The sequence below is a fragment of the Ruegeria sp. CDSC068 genome (assembly GCF_059610545.1).
This window is the reverse complement of the sequence record NZ_JBXWNV010000009.1, coordinates 114,335-131,981: the sequence shown is the minus strand read 5'-3', so window position 1 is coordinate 131,981 and position 17,647 is coordinate 114,335. Positions and strand designations below refer to the sequence as shown.

General features: G+C 59.3%; 17 protein-coding genes. 6 read left to right on the top strand and 11 right to left on the bottom strand.

From position 1 onward, the window contains the following. Window positions 1-21 precede the first annotated feature (21 nt). Both AC2FID_RS17800 and mutY read right to left on the bottom strand, forming a co-directional pair. Complete coding sequence (locus AC2FID_RS17800; protein ID WP_282170513.1) at window positions 22-1,158, bottom strand: alkane 1-monooxygenase; 1,137 nt, start codon at window positions 1,156-1,158, stop codon at window positions 22-24. A 59-nt stretch (window positions 1,159-1,217) separates the two neighbouring features. Next, window positions 1,218-2,273: an A/G-specific adenine glycosylase gene (gene mutY, locus AC2FID_RS17795; RefSeq protein ID WP_496837996.1), complete on the bottom strand. Its 1,056-nt coding sequence runs from the start codon at window positions 2,271-2,273 to the stop codon at window positions 1,218-1,220. A gap of 81 nt (window positions 2,274-2,354) precedes the next feature. On the opposite strand from mutY, the gene AC2FID_RS17790 reads away from it, so the two are divergent. Both AC2FID_RS17790 and AC2FID_RS17785 read left to right on the top strand, forming a co-directional pair. Then, window positions 2,355-2,861, top strand: coding sequence for a DUF721 domain-containing protein (locus tag AC2FID_RS17790; RefSeq protein WP_108861099.1), 507 nt, complete (start codon window positions 2,355-2,357; stop codon window positions 2,859-2,861). A gap of 14 nt (window positions 2,862-2,875) precedes the next feature. Next, window positions 2,876-3,538, top strand: coding sequence for a DsbA family protein (locus AC2FID_RS17785; RefSeq protein ID WP_496699425.1), 663 nt, complete (start codon window positions 2,876-2,878; stop codon window positions 3,536-3,538). Window positions 3,539-3,576: 38 nt separating this feature from the next. Here the strand turns inward: AC2FID_RS17785 and lpxK are convergent, their stop codons facing one another. The 5 genes from lpxK to AC2FID_RS17760 form a co-directional block, all read right to left on the bottom strand. Beyond that, complete coding sequence (gene lpxK, locus AC2FID_RS17780) at window positions 3,577-4,575, bottom strand: tetraacyldisaccharide 4'-kinase (RefSeq protein ID WP_109310650.1); 999 nt, start codon at window positions 4,573-4,575, stop codon at window positions 3,577-3,579. Next, entirely contained in the window at window positions 4,562-5,797 is a 1,236-nt protein-coding gene (locus AC2FID_RS17775; protein ID WP_496837994.1) for a 3-deoxy-D-manno-octulosonic acid transferase, read from the bottom strand. Before AC2FID_RS17775 ends, lpxK begins: the two co-directional genes overlap by 14 nt. Next, window positions 5,794-6,594: an inositol monophosphatase family protein gene (locus AC2FID_RS17770; RefSeq protein WP_496837992.1), complete on the bottom strand. Its 801-nt coding sequence runs from the start codon at window positions 6,592-6,594 to the stop codon at window positions 5,794-5,796. The genes AC2FID_RS17775 and AC2FID_RS17770 overlap by 4 nt, the downstream gene beginning before the upstream one ends. Next, window positions 6,581-7,927 carry a TldD/PmbA family protein gene (locus AC2FID_RS17765; protein ID WP_058272581.1) on the bottom strand — a complete coding sequence of 449 codons (1,347 nt, stop codon included), beginning with the start codon at window positions 7,925-7,927 and terminating at the stop codon, window positions 6,581-6,583. Before AC2FID_RS17765 ends, AC2FID_RS17770 begins: the two co-directional genes overlap by 14 nt. A 174-nt stretch (window positions 7,928-8,101) precedes the next feature. Further along, window positions 8,102-9,625: a DUF2125 domain-containing protein gene (locus AC2FID_RS17760; RefSeq protein WP_109310654.1), complete on the bottom strand. Its 1,524-nt coding sequence runs from the start codon at window positions 9,623-9,625 to the stop codon at window positions 8,102-8,104. A 131-nt stretch (window positions 9,626-9,756) separates the two neighbouring features. Here AC2FID_RS17760 and AC2FID_RS17755 point away from each other — a divergent pair, with 131 nt between their 5' ends. From AC2FID_RS17755 to AC2FID_RS17745, 3 genes are read left to right on the top strand one after another with little or no spacing between them, the layout of a single operon-like run. Continuing rightward, window positions 9,757-10,500: an SDR family oxidoreductase gene (locus AC2FID_RS17755; RefSeq protein WP_058272579.1), complete on the top strand. Its 744-nt coding sequence runs from the start codon at window positions 9,757-9,759 to the stop codon at window positions 10,498-10,500. Beyond that, on the top strand, window positions 10,497-11,105 hold the full coding sequence (locus AC2FID_RS17750) for an enoyl-CoA hydratase/isomerase family protein (RefSeq protein WP_496837991.1): 609 nt from the start codon (window positions 10,497-10,499) through the stop codon (window positions 11,103-11,105). Before AC2FID_RS17755 ends, AC2FID_RS17750 begins: the two co-directional genes overlap by 4 nt. Then, the gene (locus tag AC2FID_RS17745; protein WP_496837989.1) at window positions 11,102-11,839 is read left to right on the top strand and encodes a VOC family protein; all 738 of its coding nucleotides are present in this window, start codon (window positions 11,102-11,104) and stop codon (window positions 11,837-11,839) included. The genes AC2FID_RS17750 and AC2FID_RS17745 overlap by 4 nt, the downstream gene beginning before the upstream one ends. On the opposite strand, the gene AC2FID_RS17740 is transcribed toward AC2FID_RS17745, so the two are convergent. Then, window positions 11,840-12,136: an HNH endonuclease gene (locus tag AC2FID_RS17740; RefSeq protein WP_282120326.1), complete on the bottom strand. Its 297-nt coding sequence runs from the start codon at window positions 12,134-12,136 to the stop codon at window positions 11,840-11,842. A gap of 48 nt (window positions 12,137-12,184) precedes the next feature. Here AC2FID_RS17740 and AC2FID_RS17735 point away from each other — a divergent pair, with 48 nt between their 5' ends. After that, a complete protein-coding gene (locus AC2FID_RS17735) occupies window positions 12,185-13,369 on the top strand; it encodes a TIGR03862 family flavoprotein (protein ID WP_282170503.1) in 1,185 nt (394 codons plus the stop codon). On the opposite strand, the gene holA is transcribed toward AC2FID_RS17735, so the two are convergent. From holA to leuS, 3 genes are read right to left on the bottom strand one after another with little or no spacing between them, the layout of a single operon-like run. Then, on the bottom strand, window positions 13,366-14,394 hold the full coding sequence (gene holA, locus AC2FID_RS17730; RefSeq protein WP_496837987.1) for a DNA polymerase III subunit delta: 1,029 nt from the start codon (window positions 14,392-14,394) through the stop codon (window positions 13,366-13,368). The genes AC2FID_RS17735 and holA overlap by 4 nt on opposite strands. Next, complete coding sequence (gene lptE, locus AC2FID_RS17725; protein WP_496722006.1) at window positions 14,391-14,882, bottom strand: LPS assembly lipoprotein LptE; 492 nt, start codon at window positions 14,880-14,882, stop codon at window positions 14,391-14,393. The genes holA and lptE overlap by 4 nt, the downstream gene beginning before the upstream one ends. After that, entirely contained in the window at window positions 14,869-17,586 is a 2,718-nt protein-coding gene (gene leuS / locus AC2FID_RS17720; RefSeq protein WP_496837984.1) for a leucine--tRNA ligase, read from the bottom strand. The genes lptE and leuS overlap by 14 nt, the downstream gene beginning before the upstream one ends. Between the last annotated feature and the right edge of the window lie 61 nt (window positions 17,587-17,647).

Genomic DNA, 17,647 nt, shown 5'->3' with positions numbered 1-17,647 from the left:
CAGCGCGCGGGCGCGCTGCGGTCAGGACCGCGGCAACGGGTTGCGAGATCTGTTGTACGGCTTCCAATCGGTGACTTCGGGATAATATTGACGTCGCCAGGCCCGAACGCGGGGGTTCATGACGCGCCGCCAAAGCGGTGGGACCATCGCAGCGACGGTCATAACCGGATAGCCATAGGGAAGTTGCGGGGCCGCATCTTCCGAATGATGCTGCAGCAGCGGAAAGCGTCGGTTGGGTTTGTAGTGATGGTCCGAGTGACGCTGCAGGTTGATCAGCAGCCAGTTCGACGCTTTTTGCGAAGCGTTCCACGAGTGGCGCGGCTGGACATGCTCGTACTTGCCATCGCCAAGGTGTTTGCGGGTCAGGCCGTAATGTTCGACGTAGTTCACCAGTTCCAGCTGCCATATGGCGACGCCCGCCTGCACCAGGAACAGGGCAACGCCCGGCCATCCCCCGACCACGAAAGCCAACGCCAGCATACCCGCCTGAAGCGCCCAATAGCGCCAGAACGGGTTCGCGGGGTCGGTCCACGGACGTTGCTTGCGCCCCAGCTTGTCCCTTTCTGCGTGGAAGGCGGACGCAAGGCATTGCCACAGAACGCGCGGATAGAAGCGGTGAAACCCTTCATTGTACCGTGCAGTGACCGGATCGCGTGGTGTTCCGACATAGCGATGGTGAACCAGCAGGTGTTCGGACCGGAAATGAGAATACAACACCATGGCCAGTAGAATATCACCCAGCCAACGTTCCGACCGCCCTTTCTGGTGCATCAGTTCATGGCTGTAGTTGATCCCGATGGTGCCCGAGATCACACCCATCCCGAAGAACAATCCAATCTTGCTAAAAACAGACAGGTGATCGGTATGTGTGGCGTACCATAGCAACCCAAACAGCGTAAGAAACTGAACCGGGGCCCATGCCTTGGTCAGCAGAATGTACCATTTGAGACCGCCGTCCGGCGTGGCCGGATCGGCATTTTCAAGGTTCAGCCCCGTTAACCGATCCAGAACTGCAAACGCCCACCAAGTCGAAAGAGGCACAAGCAAGACCCACCAACCTCCGGCAACGGCGGTAAGCCAAATGACGGGGATCAGCAGGAAGGACACCCAGAAGGGCAATGCCGCTTGCCAGCGTGACAGACTGTCTGATGCGATCATCGCTTCGCTCCGAGAAACTGTGGGCAGACTAGCCTCACCCGGCAATGCCACACAATGGGTTACGTAGAGCGCCAGAGGTCATACGCTTTGCGCATAACAGTTGGTAGGTCACTGGGGCGGAAAGCGTGTTTTTCCATGACAATCAGATCGTCATGCGACCAGCCGACCGGCAGCGTGGTCGTCCAGATCCGCAGGATCAGGTGAAAGTGGGTAAATGTATGGCGTACCTCACCCGGCAGCACCTGCCATTCGCACGGAAAGGGCGGTGCCTCGGCCGGGCCGTCTGACCATTCTGACCCCGGCCAGCCCAGCATACCACCCAGCAGGCCCTTGTCGGGACGACGTTCCATCAGAAAGGCTCCGTTGTCGCCTTGGGCTATATAGACATGGCCATATCGCGTGGGTTTGGGCTTTTTTGGAGTCTTGCGAGGCAAATCGGATTGCGTTCCAGCGGCGCGAGCGGCGCAGCGGGCTTGCACCGGGCAAATACCGCAGGCCGGAGATTTTGGTGTACAGATTGTTGCCCCCAGGTCCATGACCGCCTGCGCATAGTCTCCCGGTCGCGTGGCAGGCGTAAGTGCAGCCGCATGGTTTTTCAGTTGCGGTTTTGAACCGGGCAAAGGGTCGTGAATGTCGAAAAGTCGGGCCATAACCCGTTCCACGTTGCCGTCCAACACGGTTTCGGGTCGGTCGAAGGCGATGGCGGAAATTGCAGCGGCGGTGTAGGGACCGATTCCCGGCAGTTTCAGAAGCGCGTCATAGGTATCGGGGAACGTTCCACCATGCTGTTCGGCTACGACTTGGGCGCATTTCAACAAATTGCGGGCGCGAGCGTAATAGCCAAGTCCTGCCCATTCCCCCATGACCTGATCATCCGGGGCGGCGGCCAGTGCCTGAACTGTCGGCCAACGGGTTGTGAACCGCACGAAATAGTCGCGTACGGCCGCAACAGTGGTCTGCTGCAGCATGACCTCGGACAACCATATGCGGTAGGGGTCGGGCATCACACCCGCAGCCCGATCGGCGGGAGCTACGCGCCAAGGCATCTCGCGGGCATGGCGGTCGTACCAATCCAGCAGCGCACTGCTCACGTCAAATTCACCGGAGTCACGCAAGTTTTATCTATCTCCCTGTCGGGTTTCGCTGGCGCCTGTTGTCCTGCCCTTTACAATAGCGGCGCAGGAGGTGGAAACCAGATGCAGCGCAGACGTTCTTCGACCCGCGGGTTCAAACGCACCGCGACATTGCTGAACGACCAGATCAGGCGCGCCGGTGAAAGCCGGGGCTTTGCCGTATCACGCCTGCTGACCCATTGGTCCGAGATCGTTGGACAGGATATGGCCGCTATCGCGCGACCGGTAAAAGTGGGTTACGGGAAGGGTGGTATTGGTGCCACGCTAACGGTTCTGACCACCGGACCGCAGGCCCCGATGCTGGAGATGCAGAAGGAACAATTGCGTGGCAAGGTGAACGCGGTTTATGGCTATAATGCCATCAGCCGGGTGCGCATCACCCAGACCGCTCCGACAGGATTTGCCGAGGGGCAGGCCAGTTTCGACCACAAGCCGAAACAAGCGAAACCCAAGATCGAACCAGAAATAGAAGCCGAGGCAGACCGCGCTGCGCAGGAAGTTCACGATGGTGATCTGCGCGCAGCCCTTGAACGTCTGGGCCGTAACGTTTTATCCAAGCAAAAACGCTGAGAAAGGGCTGAGAAATGAGCCGTATTGCAACCGGAATTTGTGCGGCCGTCGCCGTGGCCGCTGGCGGTTATTGGCTGTCGCTGTCAAATTCCAACCCTGCCTATCCGCTGATTAGCAGCGCCGAGGCGCAAGAGGCCGATCTGGACACCTCGACCATCGTCGAGATGACTCTGGGCGCCGAAGACGCACCAGTCGAGATCATCGAATATGCGTCCTATACCTGCCCGCATTGTGCGAATTTCCACACAGGAGCGTACAAGCAGCTCAAGAAGGATTTCATCGACACCGGTAAGGTGAAGTTCATCTACCGCGAGGTCTACTTTGACCGCTATGGCCTGTGGGCGTCGATGGTTGCACGCTGCGGCGGGCCCGAAAAGTTCTTTGGCATCTCCGACCTGATCTACGAAGGTCAGTCCGAGTGGACCAAAGCCGGTGGTCCCGCTGAAATCGTGGACGAGCTGCGCAAAATCGGGCGTCTGGCTGGTATCGACAATGATCAGCTTGAAGCCTGCTTGCAGGACGGAACCCGCGCGCAGACGCTGGTCGCCTGGTATCAGGAAAACGCCGAGCGCGACGGTATTCAGGCGACCCCATCCTTCATAGTGAATGGCAAGTCGGTTGAGAATCAGTCCTATGACGGCTTCAAAAAGCTGATCGAAGACGAACTGGGCAGCTAATTGCTTTTACGACCGGCTCAATCCGGGCCGGTCGTCCTTCAGGGCGACGGGGCGATCTGCAAAAGCATCTGCCTGATCTTGTCCGCCTCATCGACCTTTAGACGAACCGGAAGCGTGATGACCTTGCTGCGAAAAGCCGCGGGCAGGCGAACGGCGTCTTTTTCCGTGGTGACCATTTGCGCGCGCAACAAGCGGGCTTCGTTTTCAAGACGGGTCATCAGTGCGGGCGTCAGCGGCTGGTGGTCATCCAGCGCTTCGGCCCGCAGCAAGGTCGCGCCTTGTTGGCGCAAAGTGGCAAAGAACTTCTCGGGGTGTCCGATGCCCGCAAAGGCAAGAACAGGCGTATCGCTCCAATCCATGCCGGTTTGCAGCGGCTCAACCGCGCCGGTCGCATGTGGGACGGACAGTTTTTTCCCCCAGCGTTCGGCAAACTCGATTTGGGCATTAGCTTCGCCAAGAGACAGCACAAGATCAGCGCGCTGCAACCCGTCTTCCACCGGTTCCCTCAGGGGGCCAGCCGGGAGGCATAGTCCATTTCCAAATCCGCGCGATGCGTCCACCACAATGACCGAGAAGTCCTTGGCCACCGAGGGGTTTTGAAACCCGTCGTCCAGCACGATGACTGTGGCACCCGCCGCGGCGGCTGCCTTTGCGCCAGCGGCGCGGTCTTTGGCGACCCAGACATCGGCAAATGCCGCTAGCAACAGGGGCTCATCCCCGACCTGCGCCGCGGTATGCTTGCCGGGGTCCACGCGCACCGGCCCTTCGAGCGAGCCGCCATGGCCGCGCGTGACCACATGTGTCTCATGCCAGGCATCGCGCAACTGCTCGATCATCCAGATCACAGTCGGGGTCTTGCCGGTGCCACCCGCGTTCAGGTTGCCAATGCAAATGACAGGAACACCCGGGTTAATGCCGGGTTCCGAGGCGACCCGACGCGCCGTAGCGCCAGCATAGAGCCGCCCAAGCGGTGCCAGTAGCCGTGCGCGCAGGTCCAGCCGATCTGGCGCGGTATTCCAGAAATCAGGTGCTCGCATCGTCTGCACTCCGCTGGTCCAGGTAGTCCTGAATCATGTCGATTAGGTGATCCGCTTGCGGCGCACCCTCGGTAACGATCTGCCACCCGGCCAGCGCCATATTGGCGGCCTGATCCGGTGCCAACAGTTCCACCACTGCATCGCCCAGTTCGGTGGCGGACCTGACCGTGCGCGCGGCCCCGGCCCGGTCAAGCTGATCGTAAAGCTGTTGTTGGCTGTGCACAAACGGGCCGTGGATCACAGCTGATCCCAGCGCCGTGGCGATCAGCGGATCCGCGCCCCCGGCGCCGCGTTCCAGAGAGCTGCCCATGAAGGTAACGGGCGATACCCGCTGCCAAAGACCCAGATCCTCGGGCACGGCGGAGAGGATCACCTGTGTCATATCCTCGATCGTCCCGCTTTCATCCCAGTTGGTACAGCGCAGATCCATCGCTTCAAGCCGCCGATGCAGCGGTCCGGCTTCGGTAACATCGGCCACTTGCAATACCAGCGCCAAACGCGGCAGCATGCGCATTGCCTGTCTATGGGCGCTGAGGACCGAGATGAATTCTTTGTCCTGGACCCACGCCGCCAACCAGACCGGTCGGCCAGACAGCGCATGGTTCACTTCGATCAGCTCGTCCTCGGGCCATGGGCGCGGATTTGGGCTGATATGAAGGGGCGGTGCCTCATGCACCTTGTTCGAAGCGACGCCTAGCCGCCGAATTTGACGCGCGATTTCCGGTGTCGTGCACAGGATCGTCTGAAAACAGTCAATCGTGTATCTTGTGATATCGGGCAACCAACGGCCGCCCCGTGCGATTTTCACGTCCGCCTGTGCTTCGATCAACATCAGGGGAATCCCGCGTTCCTCGGCGCGCGTGATCACGTTAGGCATCAGGCCGCCCCCGACCCATATTCCGATATCCGGACGCCAATGGTCCAGAAACGCGCGCGCAGCCCCGGTTTGTTCGGCGGGCAGGTTGACCAAAGGGTATCCGCTGCTGGCCCATCTTGTCAGATCTGCATCGGGTGGCGCGGTCAGAACCACCGACAGATTGGGGCGCGTCTGCTGCAACCGCTGGCAAAAATCAACAATAGCGCGGTGACGTTCCCATGCATTTATGTGCAACCACAGAACCTCACCCTCGGGGCGCGCAATATCGCCGTTGCTGGCGGTATTCTGCATACCCCAGGACAGCACGCGATAGGCGGCAAGGCTTAACGAGCGTGGCTTGCTCATGGTCCGATTCCAGGGCTTTCCGGTTCGAGTTGTTCCGACAGTAGCCCATAAACACCTGAACCCGCAGCGATCACACCGTTCAGACGCGGAATTGCATTGTTGAACTGCAGAGGCAGCCCCGCGCGGTCCGAACACCGGCCGAGGGCTTCGCGTATAATCAGATCACCGGCGGCGATGTCCCATTCCCAACTGGGCCTGAGGGTCATCATCCCGTCAAATCGTCCCTGTGCAACAAGGGCCATGCGATAGGCCAGAGATGGCCTGTAGTTCCGTTTGAACTCGGGTACCTGCCCCTGACGCCAGTGTTGCGGCTGCATGTTGGGTTTCGCGGCCAACACCTCGGCGCTTTCCAACACACCGAGTTCGCTGACCCGAATCTTTTCAGCGTTGAGTGTAGCACCCTGACCTTTTGATGCGGCATAAAGCAGGTTTCGCAAAGGCAGGTAGATCACAGCGGCCGTCACTTCGCCCTGTTCGGCGATGGCCAAGGAATGGGCCCAGGTCCGCGAGCCTTCGGCAAAGCTGCGGGTGCCGTCGATGGGATCAATGATGAAAACACGGTCTTTCGACAGCCTGTCAGCTGAATCCTCGGTCTCTTCGCTCAACCAGCCATACCCCGGACGCGCTGCGGGCAGCATTTGCTCAAGCATCGCGTTGACGGCCAGATCTGCTTCGGTCACCGGGCCGGCTCCGTCGGGTTTATCCCAGCGTTGCGCCGTGGTCCCCGAAAACCGAGTGGCGATCTTTCCGGCTTCCAATGCGGCGTCAATCAGCAGTTGCAGGTCAGGTGCCGGCAAGTGTCATTCCTTCGATTAGGATCGATGGCACCACGCGGGACAAGTACGTACGTGCGTCATTTGCCGGAATAATCCGTTTCAGCATGTCACGCAGATTGCCAGCGATCGTGCATTCGTTGACGGGGTGGGTGATTTCCCCGTTTTCGACCCAAAAGCCTGATGCCCCACGTGAGTAGTCGCCGGTATTGGGGTTGATCGTCGATCCGATCATCGAGGTCACCAACAGGCCGGTTCCCATGTCACGCAGCAGATCGTCCCGGCTGTGCGTGCCTTGGGTCAGGCTCAGGTTCCAGTTGCTGGGCGACGGGGGGCCGGACACGCCACGCGCCGCATTCCCGGTCGAGGCCATGCCCAGTTTTCGTGCGCTGGCCAAATCCAGGGTCCACCCGGTCAGTACTCCGTTTTCAACAACGGCCCTTCGCTGTGTTGGCAAACCTTCGGCGTCAAAGGGGCGAGAGCCCGAGATACGCGGGCGATGCGGGTCTTCGATCAGTGACAGGTGTTCAGGCAGGACCTGCTCTCCCAGGTTGTCCTTCAGCCATGACGCACCACGGGCAATGGCGGCGCCGTTGCTGGCGGCCAAAAGATGACCGATCAGCGAAGACGAAATCCGCTCGTCGAACAGGACAGGGAATGTGCCTGTCGCGGGTTTTTGTGCCCCAATCAGCGCAACGGCGCGTTCACCTGCCGAGCGGCCAATCTCATCAGGGCTGCGCAGGTCACTCTGGAATGTGCGGCTGTCGCCGTCGTAGTCGCGTTCCATCCCTGTGCCTTGGCCCGAGATAGCAACGCAAGAGGTCGAGCGGCTGCTGCGGGAATACCCGCCGGAAAAGCCATTTGTGGCAGCCAGATGCACGCGGTGGGTGCCATAAGCGGCCGCGGCGTCTGATACTTGGGACACGCCTTCTATGGCAAAAGCGGCAGCTTCGGCAGCCAGTGCATCCTGCAAAAGCGTATCCGCCGATGGTTCCGGCGTCGGGTCGAATTGTTCCAGCGCCGCGATATCCCAGTCTTTTGCAAGCTGGTCGGGCGTGGCCAACCCTGTAAAAGGATCTTCCGGAGCTTCGTTTGCCATGGCCACTGCACGTTGCGCCATCGCCGTCAGCGTTTCGGGGCGACTGTCCGAACTTGAGACGATCGCCTGCCGCTTGCCTAGAAACACACGCAGTCCCAGGTCGGTGCCTTCGGACCGTTCGGCGTGCTCCAGCGCGCCACCGCGGACTTCAACCGATACCGATGAGCCATCCAGAACGATGGCATCCGCCGCTTCGGCCCCGGCTTTGCGGGCCGCGTCCAGCAGGTTATGGCTGATTTCTTCTGGTGTGCGGGTCATGAGGCCTCCGGTCTGTGTGCATTCGACCTAGCCTTGGACCGCCGGTCTCGCAAGGCCTGCGGCTATTTTAGGTTGAGCAAACTATTGAAATGGAATTCGGCACGATGCGCCCAGTGCCGGAGTTCGCACCACGGCGAAGGATTGGGAAGGCAGCGGTGCCGCCTTCCCGAAGTGTTACTTGATACGCTGGCCGTTCGCCAGAATCTGACCGTCCGCAGTGAATTCGATTTCCGAATTCAGCGTGTCGGGCTCGTCACCCGGTACGGCCATCAGACCCATCATCATCCGCGCGCCCATTGCATCGCTGTCCGACACCAGCCCCATCTCGATCAACTTGTCGATCAGGGCATTGGCACCATTCAGTTTCAGCTTGGCAACGCCGGTCGGCGTGGGCATTCCGTCGAACTCTGAGACGTTGGAGTTGTCGAAGGTGAAATCGCCTTCACCTGTCAGCTTGGCTCCGACCAGAGACACCAGAAGTTCGTTGATCTTCAGCGAGTGCAACTCGCCCGGGGCTGCGTCGGATGTATCCAGGTTTTCGACCGCGGTGGGATCAAAGATGTTCAACAGAACCTTGGCGGTTCCGGTGGTGTCCAGCGCAATCGTTGCCGGGTCGCGCGGCAGGGCGCCTGCTGGGTCGAACATACTCCACAGGATATCCGACATGGTGAAGTCGGTCAGGTTCATGGCGAACCCAAACGGTTGGATTTCCTCGGATTTCTGCACCGGGATTTCAAACTTGAACCCGGCATTCTCCATCGCGATTTCGATCGGGAAGGGCAGGTCGGCCGTCGTCACTGCGACTTTCGCGCTGTTCTGCTCGATGTCATAGGCAAGACGCTCTGCGTCGATGCTGGCGCCAAATTTGCCACCCTGAGACTCGCTTCCGACCGAGAATGCCTCGCCTTCGCTGGTGCCTGCAATCGCGTTCTGGCCGGATCCGTAGGTGAACAGCCCCGAGAACGAGAAGCCCGCCTTATAGAAGGCCTGCGGGTCCGAGATGTCGAATTCGGATGGGATAACGTTTGTGCCCTCAAACGCCAGCTGGCTCATCGAGCCGTCAACCCTAGCCGTGTCGCCGCTGTCCGGGTCTTGGAACGCCATATCATAGGTCATCCCACCCGCGGTGAACTTCTGATCAATGTCACGGTTTTCGCCGATTTTCATGACCGAGCTGCCAGCCAGATCTGTCATGTTTAAGCTGAGCGCGAGCGCATCAGCGGGCATTTTTTCGCCGTCCACATTCAGACCATCCAGCTTGATACCTATCGTGTCGGCCGAATAGTCGTAGGTCATTTCGTCGGGCGAGCCTGAAACGACCAGGTTCATTCCGGTCTCAGAATAGTTGATATCGACCGAGAATTCCTCGCCATCTCCCTGACCGGACACGGTCATCACATAGGTGTCAGGGAAATCTATGCTGACCGTGCCGTCGCCGTTTTCCGTCAGGCTCATTTCCGGAACGACCATCTGGAAGGTTGCATCCTCTTCCGGCAGGTCCATCGAAACAGCCATGTCGGCAATCGTAGTTACATTGCCTGAAACGGTTTCGTCGCCCGAAACGGTGTACCCCATTTGGCCCAGATAGGTTTTCCAGTCATTCCAGACATCCTGTGAGGTCAGGTCGGCAAGTGCGCCTTGTGTGATAACGGCATAAGCCAAAACAGCACCGCAACTGCGGCGAAGGAAAACGGACATTACAGTACCCTTCTAGATAATTTTGCCGGCATCGTCGTGCTTGTGGCGTCGGGCGTCAAGGGCTGGACCATTTCCCCCTTCGCGCGGTAAGCATTCACACAAATTCAAACCGTTGGAGGTATAGGAACCAAATGCAGGGGAAAACCGTACTGATAACTGGGGCCAGCCGCGGCATCGGAGCAGAGGCAGGGCGCCTTTTTGCCGCAGTAGGTGCGAACGTGGCGCTGCTCGCGCGTAGCCGCGATCAGATCGCCGCATTGGCATCTGCGCTGGGCGAAAACGCAATCGCACTGGAATGTGACGTCAGTGATTTTGCGCAGGTCGAACAGGCCGTTGCAGATTGCGTCGACCGCTTTGGTGGTTTGGATGTTCTGATCGGGAATGCCGGTGTTATTGACCCGATCTTCCATCTTTCGAACGCGGATGTCGCGGCCTGGGACAAGGCGATAGACATAAACCTCAAGGGTGTGTTCTACGGAATGCGCGCTGCCCTGCCCATCATGCGCGCAGCAGGTGGAGGCACCGTGCTGACCGTATCATCAGGCGCGGCCTCGAACCCGGTTGAGGCATGGAGCCACTATTGTGCCTCCAAGGCTGGTGCAAAAATGCTGACGGAATGCCTCCATCTTGAGGAATCGTTGCACGGTATCCGCGCCATGGGTCTGTCCCCGGGGACCGTGGCGACGGATATGCAGCGGGTTATCAAGACAAGCGGTATCAACGCCGTCAGCCAGTTAGACTGGAGCGATCATATCCCTGCCGACTGGCCAGCGAAGGCGCTGCTGTGGATGTGCACGTCCGATGCGGATGAATTTTTGGGGACCGAAATCTCCTTGCGGCGTGAAGATATTCGACAAAGGGTTGGGCTGACGTGATCGAACTGAACAAAGAAGACGGGTTGTGGATCGTCACTCTGAACAACCCCGGCAAAGCCAACGCGTTGACCGGGGCGATGTTGACCGAATTGGCCGAGATTGCCGAAGCCGCTACCGAGGCGCGCGCGTTTATCCTGACCGGAGCGGGCAGCGTGTTCAGCGCCGGCGCCGATCTGGACGAGGCGCGCGCCGGGCTTGCAACCTCGGACGTATGGGAGCGTTTGTCGGGTGCGATCGCTGCCCTGCCATGCCTGACCGTTGCCGCTTTGAATGGCACTTTGGCCGGCGGCGCGAACGGGATGGTGCTCGCCTGTGACATTCGAATAGCGGTCCCGTCCGCCAAGTTTTTTTATCCTGTGATGAAGCTGGGCTTTCTGCCGCAACCGTCCGATCCTGGGCGCATGTCGGCGCTGATAGGGCCGTCACGCACTAAGTTGGTCCTGATGGGCGGTCAAAAGATCACCGCGGATGAGGCTTATACCTTTGGCCTGGTGGATCGGGTGGTGGCACCGGATGACCTGATGCAAACAGCGCGCGAGCTGGTCGCTGATAGCACCGCCGCCGATCCAAGGATCGCTGCCGGTATCGCCGGGCTGTGCGCATGAGGCTCTCTGGCTTGCGACTGCGCGTCGCTGATCCTGAAAAGTTGAGTGATTTCTATTCGAACGCCCTTGGTATGTCAGTTCGGAACCAGGGTGTGTGCCTGCGCATGGGCTATCCGGGGCAAGACGCCGATTTGTTGCTGATGCCTGGCGGCGGGGGCTACACTCATGACACAGGGCAACGTTATTGGAAAATCGGCATAACCGTACCGGATGTCGATCTGGCGGCCGCATTCCTGCGCGAAAAGGGAATTGAAGTTTCGGACCCGAAACAGTTTCTGGACATCGGGTATATGTGTCACCTCAAAGACCCCGAAGGCTTTGTGATTGAGCTGCTTCAGCATGATTTTGAAGGCAACCGGCCGCCAAACGCTGCAGACCCGGGCGATCCGTTTGCACAGGCTTGTATCGGCCAGATCACCCTGCGCACCGGAAATATAGAAGCCGAGGATGAATTCTGCCGAGGCAAGGGCATGCGCCTGCTTTCGATGCAGGACATTGGGCAATACGGCTTTGATCTGCATTTTTACGCGTTCACCGACGAGGCTCCGCCAAATCCAGACCCTTGGTCAGTAGAAAATCGCGAATGGCTGTGGAAACGCCCCTACACAACGTTGGAGTTCCAACACGTCAAAGGCGTCAGGTTTGCCTATGTACCCGATTATCGCGGGTTGGAGTTTCAGGGGCTTGCCGCGCCAACCCGGGACGCGTTTGGCGACCCGGTTAATCCCGGCTGATCAACGACCTCGACGCTTGCCCGGAACTTTCGAGCGAAAGCCGGGCGGGCGTTTGCGAACCCAATTCAGGAATTTCTCCAGCCTCGGATGGGCGCGCAGAGCCTCGACGCTGTTGAATTCACGGGCCAACTCCGCCTCGGTCAGGGTCGCATGCACCTCTTTATGGCAGATCTGGTGCAGCAGGACGGTGGGTCCGCCCTTGCCCCCTTTGAGTTTTGGGATCAGATGGTGCAGGCTTCCGCCCCCGTCCGGGATCGGGCGGTTGCAGAGCGGGCAGGTCGGATCGCGGTTCGTCATGACGAGGGTAAGGTTGCGTCAGGTGGCGCGAAAGGCAAGAGGGCAGGGATGGCAAAGGCACTGGTGATCGGCGGCGGACCCGCAGGCCTGATGGTGGCCGAGGAAATGGCCAAAGCCGGGCATTCTGTTGTTGTGGCCGAGGCCAAGCCTTCGGTGGCGCGAAAATTCCTGATGGCCGGGAAGTCCGGGCTGAATTTGACCAAGGACGAGCCGCTTGAGACTTTGCTGGGATCCTATGGTGAGGCTGCGACCTGGTTGCGACCAATGATTGCCGAATTTGATGCCTCGGACGTGCAAACATGGGCGCAAGGGTTGGGGCAAGAGCTGTTCACAGGCTCGACCGGGCGGGTGTTTCCGACATCGATGAAGGCCTCTCCGCTGTTGCGGGCGTGGCTGGCACGGCTGGCAGAGGCTGGCGTTCAGGTCAGAACACGCTGGCGGTGGGTTGGTTGGGACGGTGCCCAAGCCGTATTCGACACGGATGATGGCAGGCAGAAGCTATTCCCCGATGTGACCGTTCTTGCGCTGGGCGGGGCAAGCTGGTCGCGGTTGGGATCAGACGGAGCATGGGCATCGGTGCTGACGGGTAAAGGCGTGCCCCTCACACCTTTCGCACCCGCAAACTCAGCCATTTCCGTGGAATGGAGCCCCCATATGCAGCCGCATTTTGGCGCGGCTTTGAAATCGGTGCGATGGAGGGCCGGAGAGTTGGAAAGTCGCGGCGAGGCTGCGGTTTCGGCGAAAGGGTTGGAAGGGGGTGGATTGTACTCACTGACCCCGGCCTTGCGTGACAGAGCACCGCTTTTTGTCGATTTGGTTCCGGATTTGGATGCCGATACGTTGCGAAGTCGTTTTGCGTCAAAGAAATCGAAAACGACCTTTTCGCAGTGGCTGAAGAAATCTCTGCACCTGTCTCCGCAAAAGGTCGCCCTGTTTCATGAAATGTCCAAGCGCGATGGCCAGTTTCCATCGCTAGACGTAAGCGTGATCAAGCATCTGCAGATCAGACACTCGGGCCTGCGCCCGATGGACGAGGCCATCTCCACAGCAGGAGGTGTGCCACGTTCGGCGCTTAATGAGGGGCTCATGCTTACTGCATGTCCCGGAGTGTTTTGCGCGGGCGAGATGCTGGATTGGGAGGCCCCGACCGGGGGGTACCTTCTGACAGCCTGCCTGGCGACCGGCCGTTGGGCTGGGCGTTCGGCGGCATATTGGTTGGATCAAAGCGGTTAGCGGGTCCGCGCCAGCATCGCCAAACGGATCATGGCACGTTCGACCAATGCCATGGCCGGTGCCGTTTGCCCGGCCGAGCGCAGCGACAGGTCCGTATCTGTCAGAACCGTCAACGCAGTTTGCAATTTTGGCGCACCCCACCCTTGGGCCTGACGCAGAATGCGGTCGCGCCGTTTCCCATAAACCGGGGGGCGCAGCTTTCCGATGCCCTGTGCTGCTCCGCCCGGATCGGATGCGCAGGCGTACAAAGTGCGGAAGTGCCTTGTCGCGCCGATGCACAGGCTGACCGCATTGGTTCCCTGTGATTGCAAACGTCGGATCAGCGGGCCGATTTCACCCGCGCGACCATCGGCAACCACGTTCAGCACATCATCCAGTGCGGCCTCGGTCGAGCGGGGCGCGCTGGCTTCGACGTCTTCAATGGTCAGCTCGGAACTGTCACCGCGCTTGTAAAGCGACAGTTTCTCAATCGTTTGGGTAAAGTCACCGGGGCTAATACCGGTTGCCAGCTCAGCAATCGCGGCCATCGAATCGCGCGGGATGTTTTGCAAACCGGCCTCAGAAAGTATGCGTTCGACTTCGGCCCGGGATGGTGGGTCGTCATAGATACCTACCGCATAGGCCGAGCGGTGCGATTCGAACGCTTTGCGAATCTTGGAGCTGGCCTTGAGCTGCCCGGCGGTGACGATGATTTGGGCATCGCCAGCTACCCAATCTTCCAGCGCGGCAAGGATTGCGGGGGCGGCCGTGTCGGTTGTGTCTTCGACGAATACAGCGCGTGGCCCGGGAAAGAACCCGACCGCCTTGACCGCGTCCAGCAACAAGGCCGGATCGCCACGCAGATCGCTTCCGGGCAGGCGGGTCAACCGCATCTCTTCTTCGGCATTGGCGCCCAGCAGAGCGGCCAAAACCTGTTGCCGCTTTAGCGCCACGCGCATCGCATCCGCACCGTAGATCAACAGCCCGGTCTTATCCGCGTCGGGTCTCGAGAAATATCCCTCGGCCTCGCGCGGGCTCAGCTTCATGCGGACAGGTCCGGCGTGGCGTACAGCCGACTGATGATCTGATCGGACAGAATCACCATCAGGCGCTGCGTTGCATCCCGCTCATCAGCCAGGGTGGATACGGTGGAACCAGCAGCCGAATACCCCACGAAGTCCGTCACCGAGCCAGAGGCAAGAACTTGCCCCGTCGCTTTCGATCTAAGCGAATAGTTGGCGGTCCCGTTGATGATAAGACGGTTGGTTTCGTTCGTTGAGGTGATCGATGCCGCCACCGTCTGGGTCACGACGGAAACGTCCAGACTGTATTCACTGCCGGATGTTGCGCTACGGCCTAGCTTTTGTTCCAGATCTTCGACCAGAAGAAAGCTGGTGACCGTGTTTGGTGCCGACACTTCTACGCGACCAAAAAGGGCCGAGCCCGATCCGCCCGGAGCGTACACAGGTTCAAACCCGCAGGCGGCAAGGGCCAGCGGCATCAGCAAAAAGGTTCTGCGGTTAAACGACGACATTCACAATCCGGCCCGGTACAACGATTACTTTCTTGGGTGTGGCGCCATCCAGCGCCTTTTGCACAGCTTCGGTGCTCAGCGCGACTTTTTCAACCTCGTCCTTGGGCATATCTTTGGCCACGCTGATTTCCGCGCGGCGCTTGCCGTTGATCTGGATCGGCAGGGTGACGGTGTCGTCCACCAGCATAGCTGCATCCACAACCGGCCATGATGCCGTGGCAACCAGCCCTTCGCCACCCAGCAGTTGCCAAAGCTCCTCGGACAGGTGCGGGGTCATCGGCGACATCAGCTGTGCCAGCGTTTTGGCGGCCTCGCGTTTGGCTGCGGTGCCCGCCTTGGATTTGGCCAGGGTGTTGGTGAAAGCATAAAGCTTGGCGATTGAGGCGTTGAAACCGAAAGATTCGACTCCGCCTGTGACGTCATGGATGGCTTTGTGCATCTCGCGCAGCAGGGTTTCATCCTCGGCATTGGCCGGAACATCCGATTCGGCGATTTCCGAGGCGATCCGATGCACACGGCTGAGGTGCTTGAACGCAGCCTCGGCCCCGGATGCGGTCCATTCCACATCCCGTTCAGGCGGCGAATCGGACAGGACGAACCAACGCGCAGTATCCGCGCCGAAGGCCGAGATGATGCTGACCGGGTCGACCACGTTCTTTTTGGATTTTGACATCTTGGCTGACGGAATAACTTGTACCCAGCCAACTTTGCCGAAGTCCTCTTCCCACTGAATGTGCAGATCACTCTCATTTTCTGAGTCGCGATTGTTCTCCGCTAGGCGACTTTTCAGAACTGCTTCACGCTTTCCATTGTTAGTGAAAACAACAACGTCTTCAGGGAACGCAAACTCGCTTTTTCCTGCAGATTTAAGTTCTAATTCAGCAATTTTATCTTCGCTCAAGCCTTCAATAGAATACGCTCGACCCTCTTGCGTGCGAACCCTGTACATCTCATGCGTGACCATGCCTTGCGTGAACAACGCATTGAACGGCTCGATGGCTTTCTTAGGCAGGTGACCCGTAATGTTCATCGCCCGCGCGAAGAAGCGCGAATAGAGCAGGTGCAGAATCGCGTGCTCGATACCGCCGATATACTGGTCGACATTCATCCAGTATTCGGCCTCGGCCAGATCGGTGGGTGTGTCAGCGCGTGGTGCGGTGAAACGGGCGAAATACCACGACGAATCGACGAAGGTGTCCATCGTGTCGGTTTCACGTTTGGCAGGCGCGCCGCAAGACGGGCAAGGGGTGTCACGCCAATTGGCATGGCGGTCCAGCGGGTTGCCGGGGATCGAGAAGTCGATGGGTTTGCCGTTGCCATCGTCGTAAGGCAATTCGATCGGCAGATTCTCTTTCTTCTCGGGCACGGTGCCACATTTGTCGCAATGCACGACCGGAATCGGGCAACCCCAGTAACGCTGGCGGCTAAGGCCCCAGTCGCGCAATCGGTATTTGGTGACGCCTTCGCCCCATCCGGCCTTTTCCGCAAAATCTACGGTGGCGTTGATCGCTTCTTCACCGGTGGCCTCGGTCAGACCAGCGAAATGGTTCACCCAGCGGACTTTCTCGGTCTTTGGCGGGACAAAGGCGATCTTGTCTACCGGGGAATCATCATCCAACGCAAAGAACGTATCGACCACAGGCAGCCCGTATTTGCGGCAGAAGTCGAGATCGCGCTGGTCATGTGCCGGGCAGGCGAAAATCGCACCGGTGCCGTAGTCCATAAGGATAAAGTTGGCGATCCAGACCGGCAGTTCCCAATTCGGGTCCAGCGGGTGTTTGACCTTGATGCCGGTGTCATAGCCCAGCTTCTCGGCAGTCTCGATGGCTTCTTCGGTGGTTCCGCCTTTGCGGCATTCGGCAACGAATTCTGCCACTTCAGGATTCTCGGCCTCAAGCTGCTTTGCAATCGGGTGATCCGGCGAAATACCAACAAAGGACGCGCCCAACAGCGTATCGGGCCGAGTCGTATAGACGGTGATGGGCTCACCACCATCAGTACGTTCGAAGCCAAATTGCAGGCCGCGCGACTTGCCGATCCAGTTTTCCTGCATCAGCCGCACTTTGGCAGGCCAGTTCTCCAGCGTATCAAGCGCATCCAGCAATTCTTCGGAATAGTCCGAGATTTTGAAGAACCACTGGGTCAGCTCGCGCCGTTCCACCAGCGCGCCCGAGCGCCAGCCACGTCCATTTTCCACCTGTTCATTGGCCAGAACGGTCATGTCGACCGGGTCCCAGTTCACCACGGCGTTCTTGCGGTAAACCAACCCAGTATCGAGCATATCGAGGAACAGAGCCTGCTGCTGGCCATAATATTCGGGGTCACAGGTGGCGAATTCGCGGGACCAGTCAATGGACAGACCCAGTGGCTTCATCTGTCCGCGCATGTCGGCGATGTTGCTATAGGTCCAGTCTTTCGGGTGGCCGCCAATGGCCATGGCGGCGTTCTCTGCGGGCATCCCGAAGGCATCCCAGCCCATCGGGTGCAGCACGTTATGCCCCGTCGCGAGCTTGTGACGCGCAATGACGTCGCCCATCGTATAGTTGCGCACATGCCCCATATGGATTCGCCCTGACGGGTAGGGGAACATCTCAAGCACATAATATTTCGGCTTGTCCGCCTTATGGTCGGCGGTGAAGATCCCGGCCTTGTCCCAGGCCTCTTGCCATTTTGCTTCGATTTCGGTGGCCGAGTAGCGCGACATTGTGCGGTCCTTCGTGAATGAAAACGCCGGGCGTGAACCCGGCGTGGTAATATTGTGATTT